This window comes from Halorientalis sp., from assembly GCF_028275115.1.
Lineage (GTDB): Archaea > Halobacteriota > Halobacteria > Halobacteriales > Haloarculaceae > Halorientalis.
The window spans coordinates 106820-128930 of the sequence record NZ_JAQCNH010000019.1; the positions used below are offsets into that span (position 1 = coordinate 106820).

A 22111-nucleotide genomic window follows, 5' to 3' on the forward strand; every position below is an offset into this window, starting at 1 on the left:
ATACAAAACTGTCTGGTTACCCTCCGGTTATCGTGTCACCGTAACGCGGCCGTCGGAACCCAGCGCCCTTCGAAACCCGCCACAACGAGACTATGAGTACAGTTACCACGGTTCATACTCTTCACAGGTCACATGAAGGACAGGCCATATATGACTGGGATGCGTACATTCCGACGAACAGACCCGGTGTCAGCCGGCCGCCACTCATTCAAATCATGACAAGCCGTGTATTCAGACTCCATTCGACACTTGAATTGCCGCTCGAAGACGTGTACGAGTACTTCGAAGACCCCGATCTCCCGGTGGAGATGGAGGATATCGACATCACTCGTCGTAACAATACACTGATAATCAGTGCGGTTGCTGCCGACGAGAGTATGAGCAAGTACACGCCGACAGCACAACTGAAAGCAAGCATCACCGAAAACAGGGTGTACGAGGAAGAACCAGAGGACCGACCTGGCGGCCCCGGTGGTGGCGGTGGGAGCCCACAGTGGGGGACACTCGAGGAAGAAGAAGAGGAAATCGAGTCAGAGCTCGTCGAATACGCCTGTTTCAAAGGCGACCGGGAGACCGTTCTCCAGAATACCGCGCTTCAGTACCCGATGTTCGAGGTTCTCTGTGGCATCGCCTCCATCGCCGAAAAAGGGACTCTGACCGCCGTCGTGGCAGTCGACGGCGAACTCCACGCAACCCGCATCGTCGACGGTGAAGACCGGCCCGCCTCGGTCAACGTCGTCGAAGAACCCAAAGAAGACGAGGGCGCAAACGGCGTCAACTGGCGGGACAACAAGTTCATTAGCTAAACTCCGCCGACAATCGTCTCGATTACGACGGTCTCTTGCCCCCCTGCGGCCGCCGTCCCCGAACTTGTCTCTGCCCCGGTCCCCGACACGGCTTCGTGGACGCTCTGTGGGAGCGTCGTATCGACCGAACCGTCGAGCCCCACGAACTCGGCGTACCTCGTGATGTCGTTCTCCACGTCGGCGTAGGAATGGCTGCGAACCATGTCGTACATATCGGTCCCCTCACTCCCCATCACCAATCGACTGTTCTGCCGGTCCTGGAGCGTCAGATTCACCGATTGGTGCTCTTCGGTCACGACCGTCTCGACGTTTTTCATCCGCTCGCGGGCCGCCGGGAGGGGTTCCCAACGACCGTCACCGTCTTCGACTCGCCCGCGACTCCGACCGTGTACTCACCGGGTTCTCTGAACGCGTGGCAAAGGGTGATACCCCGCTGGGCGTTCGCGTTCACGCGGACCGTTCTGGAGACTGCCTACTCGCCGTCGACACGTCGACCGACGCGGCCACACCGGCTTCCGTTTCGTCATCGACCGTCGTTGTCGGTGTTTCGGAGCCAGTCGGCCCCGAACACCCCGTCAGCAACACCGAGCCTCCGACGAGCAGCAGTACTAGCAATCGCCTCATGCGAACGCGTCGGCTAACCGCAGCGAAAGCCCTGCCGTTCCTTCGAGGCGTGACCGCTCCTGCGGAACGGCTCCTCGCCGTGTCACCGCGCGATTCCGTCAGTCTCGATGGCGGAAGCTCACGACCGTACTCATCCCCTGACCGTCGACCTGTTCGGCCGTTACGTTCATCGTGAGCACGTCGTCCTCGTCGACGACGTCGTAGGTGATCGCTTCGAGGTCGTTCGCACTCTCACCTTCGGCCAGCAGGACGACCCGTACCTGCTCCCGGTTGGTCGTCACCTCGTCCACGTCGTAGCCCGCACCCTCGAACGCCTGTCGCAGGTCTGCTTGCAGTTCGCTCATAATGCTACCGTACGGTGGCCGGTAGTATAACATAGGGGCCCGCTGCCATGCGTTCCCGACCGGCCGACGGAATGTGACGACTTCTCTCACACGAACGGAATCCCGAAAAACACTTACCGGGTAATAATTATATCTCATTACACCATGGCGGAATTCCCAGACTACCTGGACGTCGACTACACCGACGGTGAGGGTGAAGACCCGTCCGACTACCCCGGTATCGAGGACAAGATCGAAAAGGCCATCGAGGTCACCCGCGAGGGCCTCGAACAGTACGAGAACCCCGTCGTGATGTGGACCGGCGGGAAGGACTCGACGCTGACGCTGTACTTCATCAAGGAAGTTGCCGAGAAGTTCGATCTGGAGGTGCCGCCGGCGGTCTTCATCGACCACTATCAGCACTTCGACGAACTGTTCGACTTCGTCGAGAAGTGGGCCGACGAGTGGGACCTGGAACTCATCTACGCTCGTAACGAGGACGTGGGCCAGTACGTCGACGAGAACGACTTGACGCCTGGCGACGATATCCCCGTGGACGGACTCAGCGAACACAACCAGCACCACATCCGGAACATCCTGGAGTACGAGGAAGACACCTTCCCGTTCCTGCTGGACACCTACGTCGGTAACCACCTGCTCAAGACGGTGGCTCTCAACGAGACCATCGAGGAGCACGACGTGGACGGCATCCTCAGCGGTGTCCGATGGGACGAACAGGAAGCCCGCGCCGACGAGACGTTCTACTCGCCGCGTCACGACCCGGACATCTACCCGCCACACGACCGCATCCAGACGATTCTGCAGTTCGCCGAACCCGACGTGTGGAACGCCTACTGGCACTTCGTCGTCCCGGACACCGTCGACGAGTACCCCGACGACGGCTACGTCCCGCAGAGCCAGGACGACATCCCCGGCGACCTTACCGAGGACGACCTGCCGGTGAGCCCGAAGTACTTCGCCGGCTTCCGCTCGCTGGGCAGTGAAGTCAGCACCGACAAGTCGGCCGAGGAACCGGCCTGGCTGCAGGACATGGAGAACACGACCGAGCGCGCCGGCCGCGCCCAGGACAAAGAAGACCTGATGGAGCGCCTGCGCGACCTCGGCTACATGTAGGAAGCTAAATTTTATTTCGTCGGGTTCGCGCCTCCGGCTCGAACCTCTCTCTGCTCACGGGCGGCAAAGCCGCCCGTTCGCATGGTATGTGGGACCTTCGGTTCCGCATTACTCGCAAAAATCTAGTACAAAAACTTCCCGGACGCTCGACCTTCGGTTTCGTGTCCGGTGAACGGCGCGCCTGCGGCGCGCGGATGCTCGTTTCGGCCCCGCCCACCGCCGTACTTTGCTCGGGTTTTCGGCTCGGATGAACGCCTCGCCAGTGTCGGGATCGGCGAACACCAGGCGTCCCTCGCAATCCCGTCCGTCCACCCGCTCGGGGAGGTCGGGAATCGCGTAGTCGCTCCGGTTTCTGAACTGTGCGGCGATGGTCCGATCGCGGGCGCGCATCTGCCCGCCCCGCGAGCCCCGTCGTTGCGCCATACCGACGCTTCCCGAGCGTCCGGATAAGGGCACGCAGACGGCCGGCAACGGCCACGTCGGTGGCGTTTGTGGGGGTTGACGGAGAGGGCGCGGGGGTTCGTCGCGCCCGGAACAACTACCACAGTCGCTCACCCAGCAACCGGCAATGACCGACGGCGCTCCGGACGACTCCGGAGTCGACCACACGGACGGCGCGGGTGAGACACCCGCCGACTACCCGACGCTGGCCGCGAAGTTCGAGCGCGCGAGCGAAGTAGTGCGGCAGGTGCTCGACGCCTACGATACGCCCGCCGTCGTCTGGACAGGGGACCGCGACTCGATACTCGCGCTCTCCCTCGTCCGCGAGGCGGCCCTCCCGGGACCGTGGGAAAGAGGACGGCGGCGACGGCCCTCAGGACGGCGCGGACACCGACCAGTACACGGCGCTGCACGGAGCCACCTCTCACCTCGGGTGCGACGTGTTCTGTGGTCCGTTCGGTAGATTGGTCATTCGACAGTGACTAGAGTTCCAGCACTTCGACCAGGTGTCCGTCCGGATCGCGTAAAAAGCAGATCCGTGTCCCGCTCTCGGTGGTCTGTGGCTCGCTGATTGCGGGCACGTCCTCGGGTAGGTCGGCGTAGAACGCGTCCAGGTCGTCGACTTCGAGGCCGAGGTGGGTCACGCCGGGCTGGTTCAACTCGCCGTCGGACCGCTCGTCGCCATCGGGAGCGTACGCGACGAGTTCGACGCGTACGCCGTCGGCGTCGAGATGGGCGAAGTCCGCCGACGCGCCCGTGACGCCGACGCCGGTTGCGAACGCCGTCCCGCCGACCGAGAACCGCGAGAGTACGTCGAGCCCGAGTGTGTCCCGGTAGAACTCGACCGCGCGATCCAGATCCGACACCGTGAGTCCGAGGTGGTGTGCCGTCAGGTCCTGCATACCGACGCTGTCATGCCGGGGGACCAAATGGCTTCGTTTCGCGCCGATGGTGACAGGCAGACGATTATTTTTATCGCGTGGCACGGATGCGTTCACGTGCACTCCCGAACTCGAAACGCGCTCGCGCTGATCGGCGGTCTGGTGGGGGGTGCCATCGCGTACGGTCTCGCACGACCGGTCGTCGAGGCCACTGTCGCGTGGTTCGTGACGGGACTGAACCTCGTGATCTGGGCGACAGCCGTCGGGGTTTAGTTGGCCGGTTACGACCGACTCGGCGGGTTCCCCGCCGGAGACGGGGCGAACTGGCGTGCTTCGGCCGTCCACGGCGGCCTCGGTGGCCTGGTCGGCAGCGTCGGCTTCTGCGGCCCGATTCTCCTGCTGGTCCCGGGGTTTTCGTTCCGGTACGCCGCCGCCGTCGGTTTGTTTGGGTTCGGCCTCGCCATGGCCGGCATGGCTGTCAGTGTCGCCACGACTTCGACGCGTCTCGACCGCGTGAGCGGCGGCGACACGGACGGGACGCTCTCGGCGGACGACTGACCTATTTCTCCCGAATTGTCCCACCGCCCAGTCCCTCCCACTCGACCCGGTACCCGAGCCGCGAGAGGACCGCGCTGGCATCGTCGAGCCCGTACTCGTCGAGTACCGTCTCGGCCTCGGACAGCGCAATCCCGGCCTCGATTTCGTCGGCCATACCCTTCAGCACGGCAGGCCGAACGAGGGTTCGACCGACCAGTTCGTGTCCCGGGAACGACTTGCCTTCGAGGGCAGATTCGCTGACCCCGTGACGGTCGGCCAGTTCGGCGAGCGTGATGACGTCGTCGTCGGGGTCGAGTTCGTCGGGGAGGGTGGCGGCGGCGTCGGCGGCCAGGTCGTCCTCGTAGCGCCGGAGCGCCGCACGAACCTCTTTGAGTCGGACGGTCCCGGAGTAGGGGATCGCGCGGTGGTCGCGGGCTTCGATTGCTTCGCCCACCCCGAGGCTCTCGTCGACGGCGACGAGCATCTCGACGGCTTCGAGGTCGGCCAGCCGGTCGAGCTTCTTTTCGACGTATTCGGGCGTCCAGAAGCCCATGATCTCGAAGAACACGCGGAAGTCGGCGTGTCGGTAGTCGAACGCGAAGTCGGGGATGACGACGTGGGCACCGGCCGCGAGCGGTTCGGGTTCACGGACCAGTTCCCAGTCGAGATCGAGGGACTGGAACCGGGTTGCGAAGTCAGCCTCGACGCCGCTGTCGAAGGTCATCTCGGTCACGGGTTCAGTGTCGGGGACGGACACGTCCGCGTCGGTCAGGCTCATCTCGCGCTCGGTGCCGCGGTCGTCGACGGTCGCGGCGAGGGTCCACTCGGCGCTGCCGGCGACCGTCCGGAGCAGGCGGGCGAAGCGTGTGCCGTAGCGGCGGGTCGCGCGAAAGAGGGCGTCCGGCCCCGTCACGACTACCTCGCGACCCTCGTCGGTGCGTCGGATCTCGTACATCAGGCGGAGGCGCTTGACCGCCGAGACGACTGTTTTGGGGTCCGAGGAGCGAACTCGGACCTCGGTAGCGTTGAAGAGGGCAGTCTGGGCCAGCGAGAGATTGTACTGGGCCACGAGGTCGGCAGGCTCCCAGCGGGCGCTCAGATCGGTAAGGATCTGCTCGCAGTCGCGGTCGGCGTACAGCGACTGTTCGAGTTCTGCGGGCGTGCAGTCCAGGCGGTCGGCCGCTGCCGAGAGTGCCTGGTTGCGTTCGTCGGCGCTCACGACGCCGACCGTCGCGGCGACCCCGAAGGCGGCCTCCCTGGCGCGCTCGGGGGTCACCGGTGCGCGGGTCTCGAAGGTCCCCTCCCGTTCGAGGAGTTTGGCGATCCCCCGGACGAGTTTGAAATCGGCGGCCTCGCGTTCGAGGTCGGCGAGCGCGTCCGAGAGGGCTGCGCGTGGCTGGCCGACGTGGCCTTGATACACGCCGATCACGCGGGCCGCGAGCGCCTCGTCGTCGACGTCGGCGAAACGAGGCTGGTAGCCACCCCCGACTCTGGACACCCGAAGCAGGTCTTTCGTCAGCACAGTCCCGAGGTGGGCAGGCGAGCGATAAAAAGCCGTGGCGTCCGAGAGAGAAGATTCATACCCTGTGGCTGTCGACCGACCTGTATGCAGCGCCGACAGGTCCTGTGTGCGCTCGTTGTGGCCGTCGCTCTCACTGCGGGCTGTATGAACGCGCCGCGGCCGACGCCGCAACCACCCTCCGGCGACGTAGACGCCGGTGGCGGTTCGTCGGTCGAGACGCCGGCGCCCGACCGACTTTCCGTTCCCGAGTTTAATACCCGGGCCGCCGACGACGCCACCGTGGTCGGTATGAAGGTGTGGAACAGAGCCGACCGGCGACGGGGCGTCCGGGTGACCGTCTCCCGTCAAATCGGCAACCGGACCGTCGCGGAATCGACGGACCTCGTCCTGGGTGTGAACCAGACGAAGTCGGCTGAAGTGGTGTTCGACATGCCCTACGACCGGTTCCAGGACGGGTCGGGGCTCGACTTCGAGTTCAGCGAACAGCCTGTCAGCAGTTAGCGTCGCCGCCGCGAGACCCGCTCTTCGGCCGTTTCTTCGCTGACGATTTCGTAGAGGAGTGCCCGGCCGGGGCCCGACCCGTCGTCCTCTCCGTCCCTGCGGTCGCTCGTCCCCCCCGGTCGGAGGATTCGGCCGAGACGCTGTGTGAACTCGCGTTCGCTCCCGCTCCCCGAGAGAACGACCGCCACGTTAGCGTCGGGCACGTCGATCCCCTCGTTGAGGACGTTCGCCGTCACGACTGTCGAGTAGGTCCCCTCTCGGAACCGCGAGAGAATCTCGCGGCGCTCGTCGGCCGTCGTCTCGCCCGTGATCGCCGGCACGAGAAAGCGCTCGGAGAGCCGATACACCAGATCCGTGTGAGCGGTAAAAACGATGAGACGGTCCTCCCGGTGGCGGTCGCGGATGCTCGCCAGCTCCTCGACTTTCCGGTCTGCGTTCATCATAATCTCGCGGGCTCGCTGCTTCGCGAGCAGTGCCTCTCGCGCTCGTGGGTCGGTCCCCGAGCGTTTGACGAGTTCTTGATAGTCGCTCCCGCTCCGGAGTTCGATGTTCGACTGCGCCAGGTAGTCGGTGAACGTGTCCTGCTCGCGCTCGTAGGCCTCGCGTTCCTCGGGGGTAAGCGCCACCTCGATCCGCTTCAGGTCGTACTCGGCGAGGTGGTCCCCGGCGAGGTCCTCGGCGTCGAGCTGGTAGACGACCGGCCCGACGAGGTTCTCGATCACCTCGTGCTCACCGTCGGGGCGCTCGAAGGTCGCAGTCAACCCGAGACGAGCGGGCGCGGCGAACAATCGGCCGATGTCGCGGTAGCCCTCGCCGCCGAGGTGGTGGACCTCGTCGAAGACGAGCAGACCGAACTGGTCGCCCACGTCGTCGGCTCGGAGGTACGCCGAGTCGTACGTCGCGACCGTCAGGGGTTTACCCACCTGCTTTCCGCCGCCGAACTGGCCAATCGGCACGTCGAACTCCCGCCCCAACTCGTCGCGCCACTGCTCGAGCAGGTCGACGGTCGGCACTACCACGAGCGTCGGCACGCCGAGTCGCTCGATCGCCTCGATACCGATGACCGTCTTCCCGCTGCCCGTCGGGAGTTCGAGGACGCCCCGAGGGGCTGGCTGGTCGTCGCCGCCGGCGTCCGCCGCCTCGCTCACCGCGTCGTCCGTATGCAGCCAGGCGTCGAGGGCTGTCTGCTGGTACTCGCGGAGCTCGTACGCCGACCGCAGACGAAGGGACTGGCAGTCGAGGACGCAGTCCTCGTGAGCGACCCCCTGGTCGCTGAGCGCTCGCTGGATAGCGTGGTACCGAACGGCCGGGGCACGCCCGGTCCGGGAGCGCGGGTCGCGCTCGACGCCGGGCAACCCCGTCGGCACGTCGCCGGCCAGGCGGACCGTCCCGTCCTCGAATGTCAGCGTCAGCACGAACGTGACTACGTCGTGACCCGGAAAGAACCCACCGCCTGCCGAAAACTCGTACCGAAGGGGCCGTCGGCAGCCGAGGCGGTCCGGACCCAGAGACAGGACCGCTACGGGGACGGATTTCTGAACCCTTTTACACGTCGCGGAGCAGTGTACACGTATGAGTGAGCAGGACGCCTCCGGAACGGACGACGCCGACGAGCCGGCAGCCGACGACACAGCGGACGCAACCCCCGGCGACGAGGCGTCTGCCGACGAGCGGGAGACCCTCGACGGTGTCGCGGAGGACGGCAACGGCAACGGCGCGAGCAACGCTGCCGAGACGCTCGAGGCTGGCGAGGACCTGCTCGAACGCGTCACGTCGGCCGACGACGAACAACTGGCGAACGAAATCGCGTCGCTTCGGATGCGTGTCGACTCACTGGAGTCGGAACTCGAAACGCAGGAAGACCAGGCCGAAGAGCTGGAGTCGAAGCTCGCGCGGACGAAAGCGGACTTCCAGAACTACAAAAAGCGGATGCAAAAGCGCCGCGAGGAGGAGAAACAACGAGCGACAGAGGACCTGGTCGAGCGTCTGCTCGACGTTCGTGACAACCTGAAACGCGCCCTCGAACAGGACGAGGACGCCGACATTCGTGACGGCATCGAAGCGACACTCCGTCAGTTCGACGAGGAACTGACCCAAGAGAACGTCACGGCAATCGAGCCGGAGCCGGGTCAGGAAGTCGACCCGCAGCGTCACGAGGTCCTGCTCCAGGTCGAGTCCGACCAGCCCGCCGGCACGGTCGCCGAGGTCCACCGCCCGGGTTACGAGATGGCCGAGAAAGTCATCCGCACCGCACAGGTCACAGTCAGCGAGGAGTAAGTGGACACGACGGCGACAGCGCTCCCGTAGACGGGTCTCAGAAGCGGACACGTACGACTGATTCGACGCCTGTCTGTACCGCTATATCGAGACGGTATCCGAACGTAGGCCAATTACTTGCGGTTTTGTGTCCGCTCGCCAATACCCGGTAATGAGCGGACATTCACGCCGACGACAGGAACGGAGCGGTCTGTGATGAGCGAGTGGTTAGCCACTCTCCGTGCTCGACTCGGCCTCTCGGGCCGGGCACCGCTCTCGTGGGCGCTGTACGACTGGGCGAACTCCGGTTTCGCGACTGTCGTCCTTGCAGCGGTCCTGCCCGTTTATTACGTCGAGGTCGCGGGAGCGACGCTGCCCGGGAGTACCGCGTCGATCTACTGGGGGTACACACTCACGGCGAGTTTCGCAGTTATCGCAGTTCTCTCGCCAGTCCTCGGGGCTGTCGCGGACCGGACAGCCGCCAAAAAACGGTTTCTCGGGGCGTTCGTAATCCTGGGTGTCGTGGCGACGAGCCTGCTCTTTTTCGCCGAACGCGGCGACTGGCTGTCCGCCTCCGTTGCTTTCGCACTCGCGAACGTCGGGTTCGCGGGGGCGAACATGTTCTACAATTCCCTGCTTCCACACGTCACGGAGAGGATGGACGCGCTCTCGACGGCAGGGTACGCTCTGGGTTACTTCGGCGGCGGTCTCCTCCTGGTTATAAACCTGATCTGGATTCTGAACCCGGGACTGGTCGGCCTGCCGAACACGGCGGTCGCGTCACGGATTGCGATGCTGAGCGTGGCGCTCTGGTGGCTGCTCTTTTCGATCCCACTTTTCTACAACGTGGACGAACCAGCCGTCCCGGGCGGTGCAGAGCCGGTTGGCTCCCCGATCGTGGCGGCCAGGACCGGGCTCGGTCGGCTACGTTCGACCGCTGGCCAGGTCCGCCAGTACCGGCAGGTTCTGCTGTTCCTGCTCGCGTTCTGGCTGTACAACGACGGTATCAGCACGATCATCACGCTGTCGGCGGCATACGCCACCGACATCGGCCTCGGACAGTCGGCGGTCGTCGGTGCCCTCGTCATCGTCCAGTTCGCTGGCGTCCCCTTCGCCTTCGGTTTCGGGTCGCTCGCCGACCGGATCGGGGCGAAACCGGCCATCTCGCTCGGCCTCGTCGTTTATATTGGTATCGCCATCTGCGGCTACTTCATGACCGAGGCGTGGCACTTCTTCGCGCTCGCCGTCCTCGTTGCCACGGTCCAGGGCGGCACCCAGGCGCTCAGCCGCTCGCTGTACGGGTCGATGGTTCCGGCCGACCGAACCTCGGAGTTCTACTCGTTCTACAACGTCAGCTCGAAGTTCGCGAGCATCGTCGGCCCGCTCCTGTTTTCGGTAATCGGCCAGGTAACCGGCTCGACACGGCTGGGTATCCTCTCGCTGCTCGTGCTCTTCGGTGGCGGTCTGATACTGCTGGCGCGGGTCGACGTAGAGGCAGGTCGGACCGTCGCCCAAGCGGCGGGCGGTCCACAGCCGAGCGATACTTCAGACGCCACACCAACGGACTGATACTGTGATGGAAACGGGACTCAGAGTTCTCTCGTACAACGTCCGGTACGAGGGACTCGACGACGGCGTGCGCTCCTGGGAACGGCGATGTGACGGTGTCATCGGTGTGTGTCGTCTTCACCGCCCCGACGTGATGGGGTTCCAGGAGTGCTGGCTGGACCAACAGGCGACTCTCGAGGCGGGCCTGCCGGACTACGCCTTCGTCGGCGAGGAGACTGCGGGGGGCGACCACACACCCATCGCGTACCGCCGGAGTCGCTTCGAGTGCCAGGAGTGGGCCGTCTTCGCCCTCTCGGAAACTCCAGCGGAACTTGGGAGCGTCGGCTGGGACGCCTCGTACCCCCGGTTCGCAACCTGGGCGCGTCTGACCGACCGGGTGACGGAGCGGACGCTCCTCGTCGCGAACACGCACTTCGACCACGAGGGACCGCGAGCACGTCGCGAGAGTGCCACCCTCCTTCGCGACCGGTTGCCGACGGCCGAGGCTGACGGCCTGGTCGTGCTCGGCGACTTCAACTGCAGACCGGCCTCCGATGCGTATGCAGCGTTGACGGCCGCCGACCCGTCCCCAGAACTGTCCGACGCACGCGACGCGGCCACGACAGTCCACGGCCCGGCGGAGACGTACGTGGGGTTCGAGGAGGACACGAATCGAAAACGGATCGATTACGTGTTCGTGTCGTCTGGAGTGTCCGCTCGGCAGTTCGCGGTACTGGCAGACGTGAATCAAAACTGGCGACACCCATCCGACCACCTGCCGGTTCTGGCGGACCTGTCCCTTCCAGAGGCCTAAATGACCGCGGGTAAGCTCGGCCGGTACGGGTATACCGCGATTCTGCCCACGCTCTGGAAGCGGTCCGATTGTGATAGATTACAGCCATCGGAGAGACGGGAGTTGTCGCGAGAAAACGGCCAGAGGGAGCCGGGAACAAGCGGATTCGAGCGCCCAGGCATCTAGCAACTTTTAACCGATTCAGACCGATAGGTGTGGACAACATGGCGAGCAACAAGATTCTCGGTATCGACCTCGGTACCACCAACAGCGCCTTCGCGGTGATGGAGGGGGGTGACCCGGAGATAATCGTCAACAGCGAGGGTGACCGGACGACACCGTCCATCGTCGCATTCACCGACGACGGCGAGCAACTCGTCGGAAAGCCGGCGAAAAACCAGGCCGTCCAGAACCCCGACGACACCATCCAGTCTATCAAGCGTCACATGGGCGAGGACGGCTACACCGTCGAGATGGACGGCGAGGAGTACACGCCGGAGCAGGTCTCGGCGATGACCCTCCAGAAGATCAAACGCGACGCCGAGGAGTACCTGGGTGACGAAATCGAGAAGGCCGTCATTACGGTCCCCGCGTACTTCAGCGACCGCCAGCGGCAGGCCACGAAAGACGCCGGCGAGATTGCCGGCTTCGAGGTCGACCGGATAATCAACGAACCGACCGCGGCCTCGATGGCATACGGACTCGACGACGAGTCCGACCAGACCGTGCTCGTCTACGACCTCGGCGGCGGGACGTTCGACGTTTCTATTCTCGACCTCGGCGGCGGCGTCTACGAAGTCGTCGCCACCAACGGCGACAACGGCCTCGGCGGCGACGACTGGGACGATGCCATCATCGATTATCTGGCCGAGGAGTTCGAGGCCGAACACGGTATCGACCTCCGCGAGGACCGACAGGCCCTCCAGCGACTGACCGAGGCCGCCGAGGAGGCCAAAATCGAACTGTCGAACCGCAAGGAAACGACGGTCAATCTACCGTTCATCGCGGCCGACGACGACGGGCCGAAAGACCTCGAGACGAAGATGACGCGCGCGAAGTTCGAGTCCCTGACCGAGGAGTTGGTCGAACGGACGGTCGGGCCGACCGAACAGGCGCTCGAAGACGCCGGCTACTCTAAGAGCGACATCGACGAGGTCCTGCTCGTCGGCGGGTCGACCCGGATGCCGATGATCCAGGAGAAAGTCGAGGATCTGACGGGCCGAGAGCCGAAAAAGAACGTCAACCCCGACGAGGCCGTCGCGCTCGGTGCGGCCATTCAGGGTGGCGTTCTCTCCGGCGACGTGGACGACATCGTCCTACTGGACGTGACGCCACTCTCGCTCGGGATCGAGGTCAAGGGTGGCCTGTTCGAGCGACTGATCGAGAAGAACACGACCATCCCGACGGAGGAGTCGAAGATCTTCACCACCGCGGCTGACAACCAAACCTCGGTGCAGGTGCGGGTGTTCCAGGGCGAACGTGAGATGGCAGAGGAGAACGAGCTCCTTGGTGAGTTCCAGTTGACGGGCATCCCGCCAGCCCCGGCCGGGACGCCCCAGATCGAGGTCGGGTTCAATATCGACGAGAACGGTATCGTCAACGTCGAGGCAGAAGACAAGGGCTCGGGCAACGCCGAGTCGATCACCATCGAGGGCGGTGCCGGCCTCAGCGACGACCAGATCGAGGAGATGCAGGAGGAAGCCGAACAGCACGCAGAGGAAGACCAGAAGCGCCGTGACTTCGTCGAGGCCCGCAACGAGGCCGAATCCGCCATCCAGCGCGCGGAGAAACTGCTCGAGGAGAACGAAGACGAGGTCGACGCCGACTTGGAAAGCGACATCGAGGCCGAAGTCGACCGCGTGCAGGAGGCCCTCGACGAGTACGAGAACGTCGACAGCGAGGAACTGGAGACGGCCTCTGAGGCGCTGGAATCGGCCACCGAGAGCCTCTCTGAGGAACTCCAGGAGATTGGCAAGCAGATGTACCAGCAACAGGCCCAGCAGGCGGCTGGCGGTGCCGGCCCAGGCGGTGCGGGCGCTGCGGGTGCGGGTCCAGGTCCAGGTCCCGGTGCTGGCCCGGGCGGTGCTGGTCCGGGTGCGGGTTCCGACGGCGGCGACGAGGAGTACGTCGACGCGGACTTCGAGGACGTGGACGACGAAGACGAGTAAGTCGAGTCCGGGTCCCCAGTCCGAACATCGTCAAGGCGAGCGTGCGTTGCAAAGAACCGACAACAAGCTTCCGTGGGTGACGAGCGACCGGTCGTCGGTCCCACCTAAGACAGCGAGGGAGTCCCACCCTTACCGTGAGGTCGTTCGAGAATCGAAGATTCTCGTGATGACGAAAATCGGAGATTTTCGAACCACGAGAGTGTTCCGACACCTGCTGTCGGGACCGAGCGCCGAACAGGGCGGGCGGGAATCGCGTACGCTCGCATGAACATCTACAGGTGGAACAGGGCGAGTGCCTCGGGGCTTGACCCCGAGGGTGAAGCCCGTCAACATGCTCATTCTGCTACATCACGTGTGACCTCCTCCTCGTCGTAAACGGAGCGGGAGCGAAGCTCCCTCAAGCAGTCGGGCGTAGCCCGACGACGGCGAGGCTTCCTACCGCAGGTTTGGGAGAGTTGCTGGTTTGCAGACCGGTCGGCACGACGGGTCTACTGGCGAGGCCAGACCGCCGTTACTCCTATCTACAGAGGGATTCGGAGTTACCGTAATTGGGAATCCAGCGGCCCGAAGGAGATTCCCTCGAACGTGGATTTCCCGAATCCGATAGTATCCGGTTACTTGAGCGGTCGAGGCCGCCTCGGTACATATCATGTAACAGATTGGAGAAACATAATCTCCGGTTTGTAGCAATCATGGTGGTTGCTTCACGGAGCGTACGCGATTCACGCCCGCCGTAAACGGCGGGATTCTCTCGCTGTATCAAGATAGCTCGTGGTCTGCGCGGTAGTCGCCGTGGCCGGCGGCGTCGTCTTCGTGCTGACTGCGGCGCGGCTCGGACTCCCGGTGGTGCAGGCGACCCGAGAGAGGCCGATGCCCGGCGCGCTATCGCCATCGCTCGTGGCTGTCGGCACGTTGCTCACGGCGCTCGTGATTGTCTTCGACACGGACCTGCAGTCGTAATCGCTGCGGTCGAGGTTCGGTGTCGGCCCGGGTTGCCGACCCGTTCTTTTCAAGTGTCTCAACCGAATAGAGTAGAACAACGAATGAGCGAGGATTTCTACGACGTGCTCGGGGTGTCGCGAGACGCCGGCGAGGACGACATCAAGGAGGCCTATCGGGAGAAAGCGCGGGAGTACCATCCCGACGTGAGCGACGACCCGAACGCAGAGGAAAAATTCAAGAAAGCCAAGACGGCCAAGGAGGTGCTGACCGACGAGGAGAAGCGCCAGGCATACGACCGTCTCGGACACGAGCGGTTCGAGCAGGCCCAGAAACAGGGCGGGTTCAGCGGCGCTGGTGGCGGCGGGCGCGGACAGCGCGGTGCCGGTGGTGACCCGTTCGGACAGGGCGGTCCCTTCGGTGACATGGGCGACATCTTCGAGCAGTTCTTCGGTGGCGGCGGCGGTCGCGGCGGTACCCGCCAGGGGACCGACCTCCGGACGGACCTGTCCATCACTCTCGACGAGGCCGCGAAAGGCGTCGAGAAACAGCTCGTCATTACCCGTCCCGAGAGCTGTCCCGACTGCTACGGCGACGGACACCCGCCTGGCAGCGACTCCCGGACCTGTCCCGAGTGTGAGGGCCGCGGCCAGGTCACCCGCGTCCAGCAGACGCCGATGGGTCGGGTCCAGCAGACGACGACCTGCCGGCGCTGTGAGGGCGAGGGCACTCTCTACAGCGAGACCTGTGGCACCTGCCGCGGCAAAGGACAAGTCCGAGACGAAGTGACGCTGTCGGTGGACGTGCCGGGCGGCATTCGCGACGGCCAGACCCTCCGGATGGAGGGCGAGGGCGCGCCCGGTGAGGGCGGCGGTCCCAGTGGCGACCTGCTCATCGAAGTGTCTATCGACGAGCATCCCGAGTTCGACCGGGAGGGAGACGACCTCTACCACGAGTACGCCATCTCTTTCCCACAGGCCACGTTCGGGGACGAGGTGGCGGTGTCGACGCTCGACGGCCACGTCGAGCTGGACATCCCGAAACACACCCAGAGTGGAGAAGTCTTCCGACTGGATGGGAAAGGAATGCCGAAACTCCGGGGCCGTGGACGGGGTGACATGTTCGTGCGGGTCCGGGTCGTTACGCCCGAGAGCCTGAACGACGAGCAGCGCGAAGCGCTGGAGGCGTTCGCCGAGGCCGGCGGCGAGGAAGTGGAGGTCGAACAGGGCTTTTTTGAGCGGCTAAAAAACAGCTTCTGACTCCCCGGCTGCCGGCTACCCCGTGAGGTGAGAATCGATCGGTGACACCCCCACCGTCCCGAACGACGGAGCTTCTCGTCCCGCGGTTTGTGATATTTGCCGGTCTACAGTCCCGTGACTTGTTCTTGCGGGGCTACCTTTCCCGTCGGTGTATCAACCAAGTGGACCGACGATGCTGGCAGAGGCGGTCGAATGCCTACGTACGGAGCCGGTCTTTGCGGTAGCCGGGTGGATTCGCCGTCTCGTCTTTCCCTCGCACTCGAACCACGACTGGAAACAATCGAAACGTTCTGCCTGGTGCCGACGTAGATGCGGGTGACGGCCAGATTCAGTATACATAGCCAACGCCGTTTGCGTCAACCGCCTCGGGGTCAAGCCCCGAGGCTTGTCAGTGGACTCCCGTTCTAGCCGAGTAATTCGGCAGGTGTGTAGTCACCATTCACGTTCAACGTCCCTGCGTTGAGGGCCAGTTGACTGGTGGCCCATCCACCGCGAGACTTCTGCCCGCGATGGATATACCCGCAATATCGGTTGGCAATGTTCTTCGCCGCGTTATAATCCGCGTTTACCTCGTATTCGCAGTTCTGACACCCGAACTGTTTGTCTTCACGGTTATCCTCGTGAGTGAATCAGTGGCTGCGACTCACGGTAGAGTATCCAGCAAGCAGAACCCACACTGGAGTCTCCTCGGGGTCGATGCGATTCACCCCCACCCTGCTCAGTCCTCGGTTCCGACAGCGAGTGTCGGAACACTCGTCCCTCAGGGAGGGGGGAAAATTCTCTCACTGTATCAAGATAGTTCTGTCACAATTAGACTTAATATTATGAGCTATATAATTAGAACTGGCGCGGGGTCGGTATCGGTCACTCGGCCGTTATTGGCAACCCCACCCCTTCCCCCCTTGGCGGCCTCGCGCCGTTTTCCGTTTCCGACAGTTCGACCTGTCCGGGAGCTACGACCTGTAAGCAACCGACCCGAACGCGTTCGGAGCGCGCAGAGCGGGTCGCGTTTTCCGACCACGTCCCCGAGAAACACAGACTCACGAACGGGCACTGTGGAGCGAACGTGACCTGCGTGCCGTGGCAGACAACTTAAGCGGGCACGGTGGCTACTGACGGTATGGACGTGATCGGTGATCTCGTCGCACGCGAGCGTCGGGTGAAAGAGCCGCTGGTGTACGGCGACAGTTCGCAGCCGTACACCGCACACAAGTTCTGTACCGATGCCTGGAAGACGGCGAGTCTGTTCCGGTACCACGCCGTGGGCCGCGAACGGGGTATTGCCGTCGCATCCGACCCGGCACCGCAATCGTTGCTCTCCGTCCTCGGGGCGGCGCTTCTGGGTGCGCCCGTTCGGTTCGGCCTCCCGCCCGAGGCGGACGTCCGAGTGGTCGTGGGACCTACTGCCGAGATTGAGACGCTGACGGCCGAGCCCGGCACCAAACGTGTACTCTACGGCGACGAGCCGTCCGACCCAGACGTGATTCACTTCGAGCGGGACATCTGGAGCGAGAACCCGACGATGCCGCCGGACAGGGTGGCTGCGGACCAGCCTGCGCTCGTGACGGCCGACCGGTCGTACACACACGCGGACCTGCTGACGGCCGCCGAGCGTGTCGTCGACGAGCGGGACCTGACGGACGGCGACGCTGTCGCGGTCCGAGCGCCGCTCGCCCGACCGGGAACGCTCGTCGCGGGCGTCCTCGCACCGCTCCGAACCGGTGCCCCGATCCTGCTGGCCGACACCGGTCCGGAGCCGGCGTTAGTCGTCGGTGGTGACGGGGAGTCGAGTCTCGACCCTGACGACGTGCTGGATTGAGGGAGTGTTACTCGGTCCGGGCTGGTTGCACGGTGGCTGTTGGCCGGTAACGAGTTCGCCGCTCACGGTGACAAAGAGCGGAAACGTACCGGCACGCCTGCGGTCGCGCCAGGCGCAGGACGGGTAGGCCTGACAGTTCCCCGGACAGTAACCGCGCCGCCCGAAGCAACCAGAACGTCGTAACTACTGGGCGTTCTTGATGGCCGTCAGTGCCGCCGGATTCTCGATGGAGGAGAGATCACCCACGTCCTCGCCCTCGTAGGTGGCTTGGACGGCCCGGCGGATGATCTTGCCCGACTGTGTCTTCGGGAACTCGTCGACGAACAGAACTTCGCGGGGCCGGAACGGTTTGCCGAGTTCCTCGCCGACCTGTGCGCGAATCTCCGCTCGGAGGTCGTCGCTGGCCTCGAACTCGTCTTCAAGAATCACGTACAGCACGACCGCGGTGCCGGTGGTGTCGTCGTCCGCGCCGATGGCAGCGGCCTGGTTGACCGCCGGATGGTCCATCGCCGCGCCCTCGACCTCGGCGGGGCCGACTTTGCGGCCAGCGACGTTCAGCGCGTCGTCGGCTCGGCCGTGGAGGAACCAGAAGCCGTCCTCGTCCTTCTGGGCCCAGTCGCCGTGGTCCCAGAGGTCGTCCCAGGTCGACCAGTACTCGTTCAGGTAGCGTTCGTCGCCGCTCCAGAGCGACTTAGTCATCGAGGGACAGGAGTCACGCGCGACCAGGTAGCCCCGGTCGTGGGTGTCCGCGATCGACTCCCCGTCGGAGTCGACGACGTCGATGTCCATACCCAGTCCGGGGCCACCCAGCGTACAGGGCTTGAGGTCGTTGATCGGCATCGGCATCAGGAAACAACCGCAGATTTCGGTCCCGCCACTGATGTTGATAATGGGCGTGTCGCCACCGCCGACGGTGTCGTGGAACCACCGCCAGGACTCGGGGTCCCAGGGTTCGCCGGTCGACCCGAGCAGGCGGAGGCTGGAGAGGTCGTAACCCTCGACCCACTCGTCGCCCTGTTTACGCAGTGCACGAATCGCGGTGGGCGAGATGCCGAACTGGGTGAGGTCGTGGCGGTCGATCATCTCCCAGAATCGGTCGGGCTGTGGATGGTCCGGTGCACCCTCGTACATGCAGATGGTTCCGCCGAAGGTGTGGTTGCCGATCAGGGTCCACGGACCCATCATCCAGCCGATGTCGCTCACCCAGAAGAACCGATCCGCGGGCTTGAGGTCGAACCCGAAGTACAGTTCCTTGGCACACTGCGTCTGGACACCGGCGTGGGTGTGGACGATTCCTTTCGGCTTGCCGGTCGTTCCCGACGAGTACAGCAGCATCGACTCCTGGTCGCTGGGGAGTGATTTGGTGTCGTAGTCGTCGGACTGTGTTGCGACGGCCTCGCTCCACCACTCGTCGCGACCGTCGGTCATCGGGACCGAGGGGTCCGCGTCGGAGTTACTGGCTCCGAGTCGGTCGTAGACGATCACCGACGCCACGTCGGTTTCGGCCTGCTCGACGGCCTCGTCGGCGGTTCCTTTGAGTGTGACTGCGTCGCCCCGCCGGAGGAAGCCGTCGCCCGTGAACAACACCGAACACTCGGGGTCCTCGATGCGGGTGGCGGTGGCGTCGACGCCGAATCCGGAGAAGATCGGGACGGCGACCGCGCCGATCTTGAAACAGCCATAGAGGATGGCGATGACCTCGGGGACCATCGGCATGTACAGTCCGACGGTGTCGCCGGTCTCGATGCCGCGTGCTTCGAGGGCGTTGGCGACCCGATTCGCTTGTTGGTGAAGTTCGTGGAAGGTCACCTCCCGCACGTCGCCGTCTTCGCCCTCCCAGATGCAGGCGACTTTGTTCCGTCGCTCCTCGTCGGTGGTGGCGTGACGGTCGACGACGTTGTGGGCGACGTTGAGCCTGCCGCCGGGGTACCAGTCGGTGAACTGCGGGCCCGCCGAATCGTCCCGAACCGTGTCGTAGTTCTCGTAGAACTCGATGCCGAGATAATCGACGAGTTCGTCCCAGAACCAGTCGACACCTGATTCGGGCACGCCGTCGACGTCCGTCGTGGTCCGCTCGATTAGTTCCTCGTAGTCGTCGATGCCGTGTGTCTGCATGAACTCCCAGATATTTGTCGACTCGACGAACTCCCGGCTCGGCTCGTGGACCACTTCGTCGAGGTCGGCGAGGGACTCGGATGCCATGGCCTGATGTTTCGTCGAGTCGGTAAAGTAGCTATTGAATTGCTGGGTTCCGTATGTGTCAGTGAAGCTGGCAGAGTCCGATTCCCCGAGCCCGCACACCGGGCTGGTTCACTGCTCGCGGTTTCTGTGCTCCCCGACGTTCCGGAGAACGCCGACGGTCCCGCGGAAGGTCCCGTCGTCGGACGACAGGACGGCAATATGATTCTCGAAGGGAATCCGGTCACCGGCGGCGGTGACGAGGTCCATCTCGAACGACCCTCGCGTGCCGTCCCCGGTGACCAGTTCGTTGATCAGGTTCTCTGCCGTCTCGATGCCGTCCTCCGTCATGACCGTCGAGACCGGCTCACCGACGAGTTCGTCGGGTTCGTAGCCCCCGACTGTCAGGTCGCGGCCGGCCGGCGGGACGACCGACCTGATGACGCCCTCCGTGTCGAGTCTGTACAGTTCGTCCGGAACGGCCTCGACGACCGTCTCGTAGCGTTTCAACTCCCGTTCGCGCTCCAGTCGCTCGGTAATCTCCCGCGAATTGAAGACGTAGCCGTCGACGGTCGTGTCCTTCCGGTTGCTCCCGACGGTCTCGACCCACGCCCACGACCCGTCGGCCCGTTTGAACCGGAATGTGACGCCCTCGATGACGACGCCCTCGCGCTCGGTGAGGTCGATGAACCGCCCGCGCATCTCCTCGCGGTCGTCCGGGTGGACGTAATTGAACACGTAGTCGCCGACGAGTTCACCGGGGTCCCAGCCGAGAATCCGCTCCACCGACGGGCTCTGGTACTCGATGGTTCCGTCGGGCGCGATGACGGTCACGATGTCCTCGGCGTGCTCGATCAGCGTCCGGTACTGGCGGCCCGTCACCGCCGCCGCCTCCGCCGTGTCGCCTGACCGGAGCGCGTTTTCGATACGGTTGGCCAGTAGTTCCTCGCTGGCGGCCGCCATCGCCGTCGTGAGCGCGTCCGTCGCACCCGCGGAGATACTCCGGGCGGCGTCCTCGGCGTCCTCGGCGAGGACGACGACAGGGAACGATGGGTGCTCTTCGCGGAGTCGCTCCACGAGTTCCGGCGCGGTTCCGTCCGGGAGGTCGTCCTCGATTACGATGCAGTTCGCGTTCACTTCGGCGACGGCCGCGAGTGCATCCGACATTTTCGGGACGGTCGTGACCGTCGTGGCCTCGTCAGCCTCGGCCAGGAGCGAGACTGCTCGCTCGACGGCACTTCCGTCGGGACCGACGTAGACTACAGTCGCCGACACCGACCCGAATGCAGCCATGGCTCGGCGTAAGCCGAGAGCGGGCATAAGGACTTGGGCCAAATCACGGACCGAACCGGTGTCCGAGCCGGGCAGGTGGACGGCGGTGACCGTCTCCGGCCCGTCTCACACCGAGGAGTCGGCCCGGACGCGGACGAGCCCGCCTGACACCCCGTCTTCTGTCACCGCGAGGTCGAACTGCCACTGCCTGCCGTCGAGTCGCCGGGGATCGGACACCGTTAACGTGGGGCCCGGGAGTCGACCGAGCAGGTCGATGGCGATCGGCAGCGTCGGTAACGAAGCCGACTGTGAGGTGAGCGCGTAGTTCGTGATCGTCACCGTCCAGGCCCGCATATCGGAGCCGTCTCCGTGTGCGTCGACGGTGTACCCGTCCACGATGTCGAGCCGCTGTAACCGCTGCAGGGTCGCCTCGAGCGGCCGCCCGGTGTCGTCCGGGTTGGCGAGTTCCGCCGCTGCCCGCCGAAGGACGACGGCCTGCTCCGCCTCCGGGAGCCGGGCCCCCAACTCGAACGAGAGGGTCCGTAACAGATGGAGACAGAGGTCGTCGGGGTCGTCGATAGCGTCGGCGGTCTCGCAGTAGACGTCCATGATCGACGACTCCAGGTCGGCGTGCCCCTGGGCTGACAGGGTTTCGAACACGGCCGCGGCCACGTCGTGACAGAACCCTGTCAGTGACGCTGTCTCGCCCGTCGGTGGGGGCGTCACCGTCCGGACCACGTGGCTCGGCTCCTCGCAGGCGATGAAGTCGTAGCAGGGCGCCTGCGGGTCCCAGCGGCGCAACACGGCCCGGTAGGCGACTGCCGCTTCCGCCGCTTTCTCGGCGGTCTCCCGGTCCGGAAACCGCGCGCCAGCGACGGGGACCGGACAGACACCGGTCCGGCCGCAGACGACCCAGTACTCCCCGCCGTCGACCGCCAGATCGTCGATCCGCGCTCTGATCTTCGAGAGCGTCTCACCGACCATTTTAGGGTCGCCTAAAACAGGCCGACAAAAGTAGGTTACGGTACGGGCTCTATATTTACGCAACGAGATTACCCGAACAAATATGCACTGTATTCAGTAGAACGAAGAGCAGAACTCTGAGTGCGT

Annotated in this window: 21 protein-coding genes and 1 pseudogene; 13 read left to right on the forward strand and 9 right to left on the reverse strand. The window is 64.5% G+C overall.

The window, feature by feature from the left end:
* The first annotated feature begins 215 nt into the window (after positions 1–215).
* Entirely contained in the window at positions 216–806 is a 591-nt protein-coding gene (locus tag Q0964_RS02650; RefSeq protein WP_299263150.1) for a DUF7110 family protein, read from the forward strand.
* Here the strand turns inward: Q0964_RS02650 and Q0964_RS02655 are convergent.
* Together Q0964_RS02655 and Q0964_RS02660 are read right to left on the reverse strand one after the other, a co-directional pair.
* Positions 803–1123, reverse strand: a complete 321-nt coding sequence (locus Q0964_RS02655; RefSeq protein ID WP_299263152.1) for a hypothetical protein — start codon at positions 1121–1123, stop codon at positions 803–805. The genes Q0964_RS02650 and Q0964_RS02655 overlap by 4 nt on opposite strands.
* 405 nt (positions 1124–1528) lie before the next feature.
* Positions 1529–1774, reverse strand: coding sequence for a hypothetical protein (locus tag Q0964_RS02660; RefSeq protein WP_299263154.1), 246 nt, complete (start codon positions 1772–1774; stop codon positions 1529–1531).
* A 144-nt stretch (positions 1775–1918) separates the two neighbouring features.
* Between Q0964_RS02660 and Q0964_RS02665 the strand changes: the two genes are divergently transcribed.
* Both Q0964_RS02665 and Q0964_RS02670 read left to right on the forward strand, forming a co-directional pair.
* On the forward strand, positions 1919–2887 hold the full coding sequence (locus tag Q0964_RS02665; protein WP_299263155.1) for a phosphoadenosine phosphosulfate reductase family protein: 969 nt from the start codon (positions 1919–1921) through the stop codon (positions 2885–2887).
* Between the two features lie 568 nt (positions 2888–3455).
* Entirely contained in the window at positions 3456–3791 is a 336-nt protein-coding gene (locus tag Q0964_RS02670) for a hypothetical protein (RefSeq protein WP_299263157.1), read from the forward strand.
* A gap of 19 nt (positions 3792–3810) precedes the next feature.
* On the opposite strand, the gene Q0964_RS02675 is transcribed toward Q0964_RS02670, so the two are convergent.
* Entirely contained in the window at positions 3811–4230 is a 420-nt protein-coding gene (locus tag Q0964_RS02675; RefSeq protein WP_299263159.1) for a VOC family protein, read from the reverse strand.
* Positions 4231–4326: 96 nt separating this feature from the next.
* On the opposite strand from Q0964_RS02675, the gene Q0964_RS02680 reads away from it, so the two are divergent.
* Together Q0964_RS02680 and Q0964_RS02685 are read left to right on the forward strand one after the other, a co-directional pair.
* A complete protein-coding gene (locus tag Q0964_RS02680) occupies positions 4327–4482 on the forward strand; it encodes a hypothetical protein (protein ID WP_299263161.1) in 156 nt (51 codons plus the stop codon).
* Entirely contained in the window at positions 4483–4767 is a 285-nt protein-coding gene (locus Q0964_RS02685; protein WP_299263163.1) for a hypothetical protein, read from the forward strand. It begins immediately after the preceding gene.
* Position 4768: 1 nt separating this feature from the next.
* Here Q0964_RS02685 and Q0964_RS02690 read toward each other — a convergent pair whose 3' ends face one another.
* Positions 4769–6268, reverse strand: coding sequence for a DUF790 family protein (locus Q0964_RS02690; protein ID WP_299263165.1), 1500 nt, complete (start codon positions 6266–6268; stop codon positions 4769–4771).
* Between the two features lie 84 nt (positions 6269–6352).
* Between Q0964_RS02690 and Q0964_RS02695 the strand changes: the two genes are divergently transcribed.
* Positions 6353–6769: a hypothetical protein gene (locus Q0964_RS02695; RefSeq protein ID WP_299263167.1), complete on the forward strand. Its 417-nt coding sequence runs from the start codon at positions 6353–6355 to the stop codon at positions 6767–6769.
* Here the strand turns inward: Q0964_RS02695 and Q0964_RS02700 are convergent.
* Positions 6766–8184, reverse strand: a complete 1419-nt coding sequence (locus Q0964_RS02700; protein ID WP_299263169.1) for a DEAD/DEAH box helicase family protein — start codon at positions 8182–8184, stop codon at positions 6766–6768. The genes Q0964_RS02695 and Q0964_RS02700 overlap by 4 nt on opposite strands.
* A gap of 157 nt (positions 8185–8341) precedes the next feature.
* On the opposite strand from Q0964_RS02700, the gene Q0964_RS02705 reads away from it, so the two are divergent.
* The 6 genes from Q0964_RS02705 (at position 8342) to dnaJ (ending at position 15732) form a co-directional block, all read left to right on the forward strand.
* Positions 8342–9046 carry a nucleotide exchange factor GrpE gene (locus tag Q0964_RS02705; RefSeq protein ID WP_299263171.1) on the forward strand — a complete coding sequence of 235 codons (705 nt, stop codon included), beginning with the start codon at positions 8342–8344 and terminating at the stop codon, positions 9044–9046.
* 195 nt (positions 9047–9241) lie between these two features.
* Positions 9242–10594 carry an MFS transporter gene (locus Q0964_RS02710; RefSeq protein ID WP_299263173.1) on the forward strand — a complete coding sequence of 451 codons (1353 nt, stop codon included), beginning with the start codon at positions 9242–9244 and terminating at the stop codon, positions 10592–10594.
* Between the two features lie 7 nt (positions 10595–10601).
* Positions 10602–11387, forward strand: a complete 786-nt coding sequence (locus Q0964_RS02715; protein WP_299263175.1) for an endonuclease/exonuclease/phosphatase family protein — start codon at positions 10602–10604, stop codon at positions 11385–11387.
* Between the two features lie 203 nt (positions 11388–11590).
* Positions 11591–13534 (forward strand): molecular chaperone DnaK, encoded by a 1944-nt coding sequence (gene dnaK, locus Q0964_RS02720; protein WP_299263177.1) that lies wholly within the window; start codon positions 11591–11593, stop codon positions 13532–13534.
* A 771-nt stretch (positions 13535–14305) separates the two neighbouring features.
* Positions 14306–14494: a hypothetical protein gene (locus Q0964_RS02725; RefSeq protein ID WP_299263179.1), complete on the forward strand. Its 189-nt coding sequence runs from the start codon at positions 14306–14308 to the stop codon at positions 14492–14494.
* 83 nt (positions 14495–14577) lie between these two features.
* Complete coding sequence (gene dnaJ, locus Q0964_RS02730) at positions 14578–15732, forward strand: molecular chaperone DnaJ (RefSeq protein WP_299263181.1); 1155 nt, start codon at positions 14578–14580, stop codon at positions 15730–15732.
* Between the two features lie 404 nt (positions 15733–16136).
* On the opposite strand, the pseudogene Q0964_RS02735 reads toward dnaJ, so the two are convergent.
* Positions 16137–16307: pseudogene (locus Q0964_RS02735) on the reverse strand (RNA-guided endonuclease InsQ/TnpB family protein); the annotation flags it as partial.
* Positions 16308–16852: 545 nt separating this feature from the next.
* Between Q0964_RS02735 and Q0964_RS02740 the strand changes: the two are divergent.
* Positions 16853–17551 (forward strand): acyl-CoA synthetase family protein, encoded by a 699-nt coding sequence (locus Q0964_RS02740; RefSeq protein WP_299263183.1) that lies wholly within the window; start codon positions 16853–16855, stop codon positions 17549–17551.
* 183 nt (positions 17552–17734) lie between these two features.
* Here Q0964_RS02740 and Q0964_RS02745 read toward each other — a convergent pair whose 3' ends face one another.
* The 3 genes from Q0964_RS02745 to Q0964_RS02755 form a co-directional block, all read right to left on the reverse strand.
* Positions 17735–19753 carry an AMP-binding protein gene (locus Q0964_RS02745; protein ID WP_299263185.1) on the reverse strand — a complete coding sequence of 673 codons (2019 nt, stop codon included), beginning with the start codon at positions 19751–19753 and terminating at the stop codon, positions 17735–17737.
* Positions 19754–19861: 108 nt separating this feature from the next.
* On the reverse strand, positions 19862–21022 hold the full coding sequence (locus tag Q0964_RS02750) for a PAS domain S-box protein (RefSeq protein ID WP_299263186.1): 1161 nt from the start codon (positions 21020–21022) through the stop codon (positions 19862–19864).
* A 105-nt stretch (positions 21023–21127) separates the two neighbouring features.
* Positions 21128–21985 (reverse strand): DUF7551 domain-containing protein, encoded by an 858-nt coding sequence (locus tag Q0964_RS02755; protein WP_299263187.1) that lies wholly within the window; start codon positions 21983–21985, stop codon positions 21128–21130.
* Positions 21986–22111: the final 126 nt, after the last annotated feature.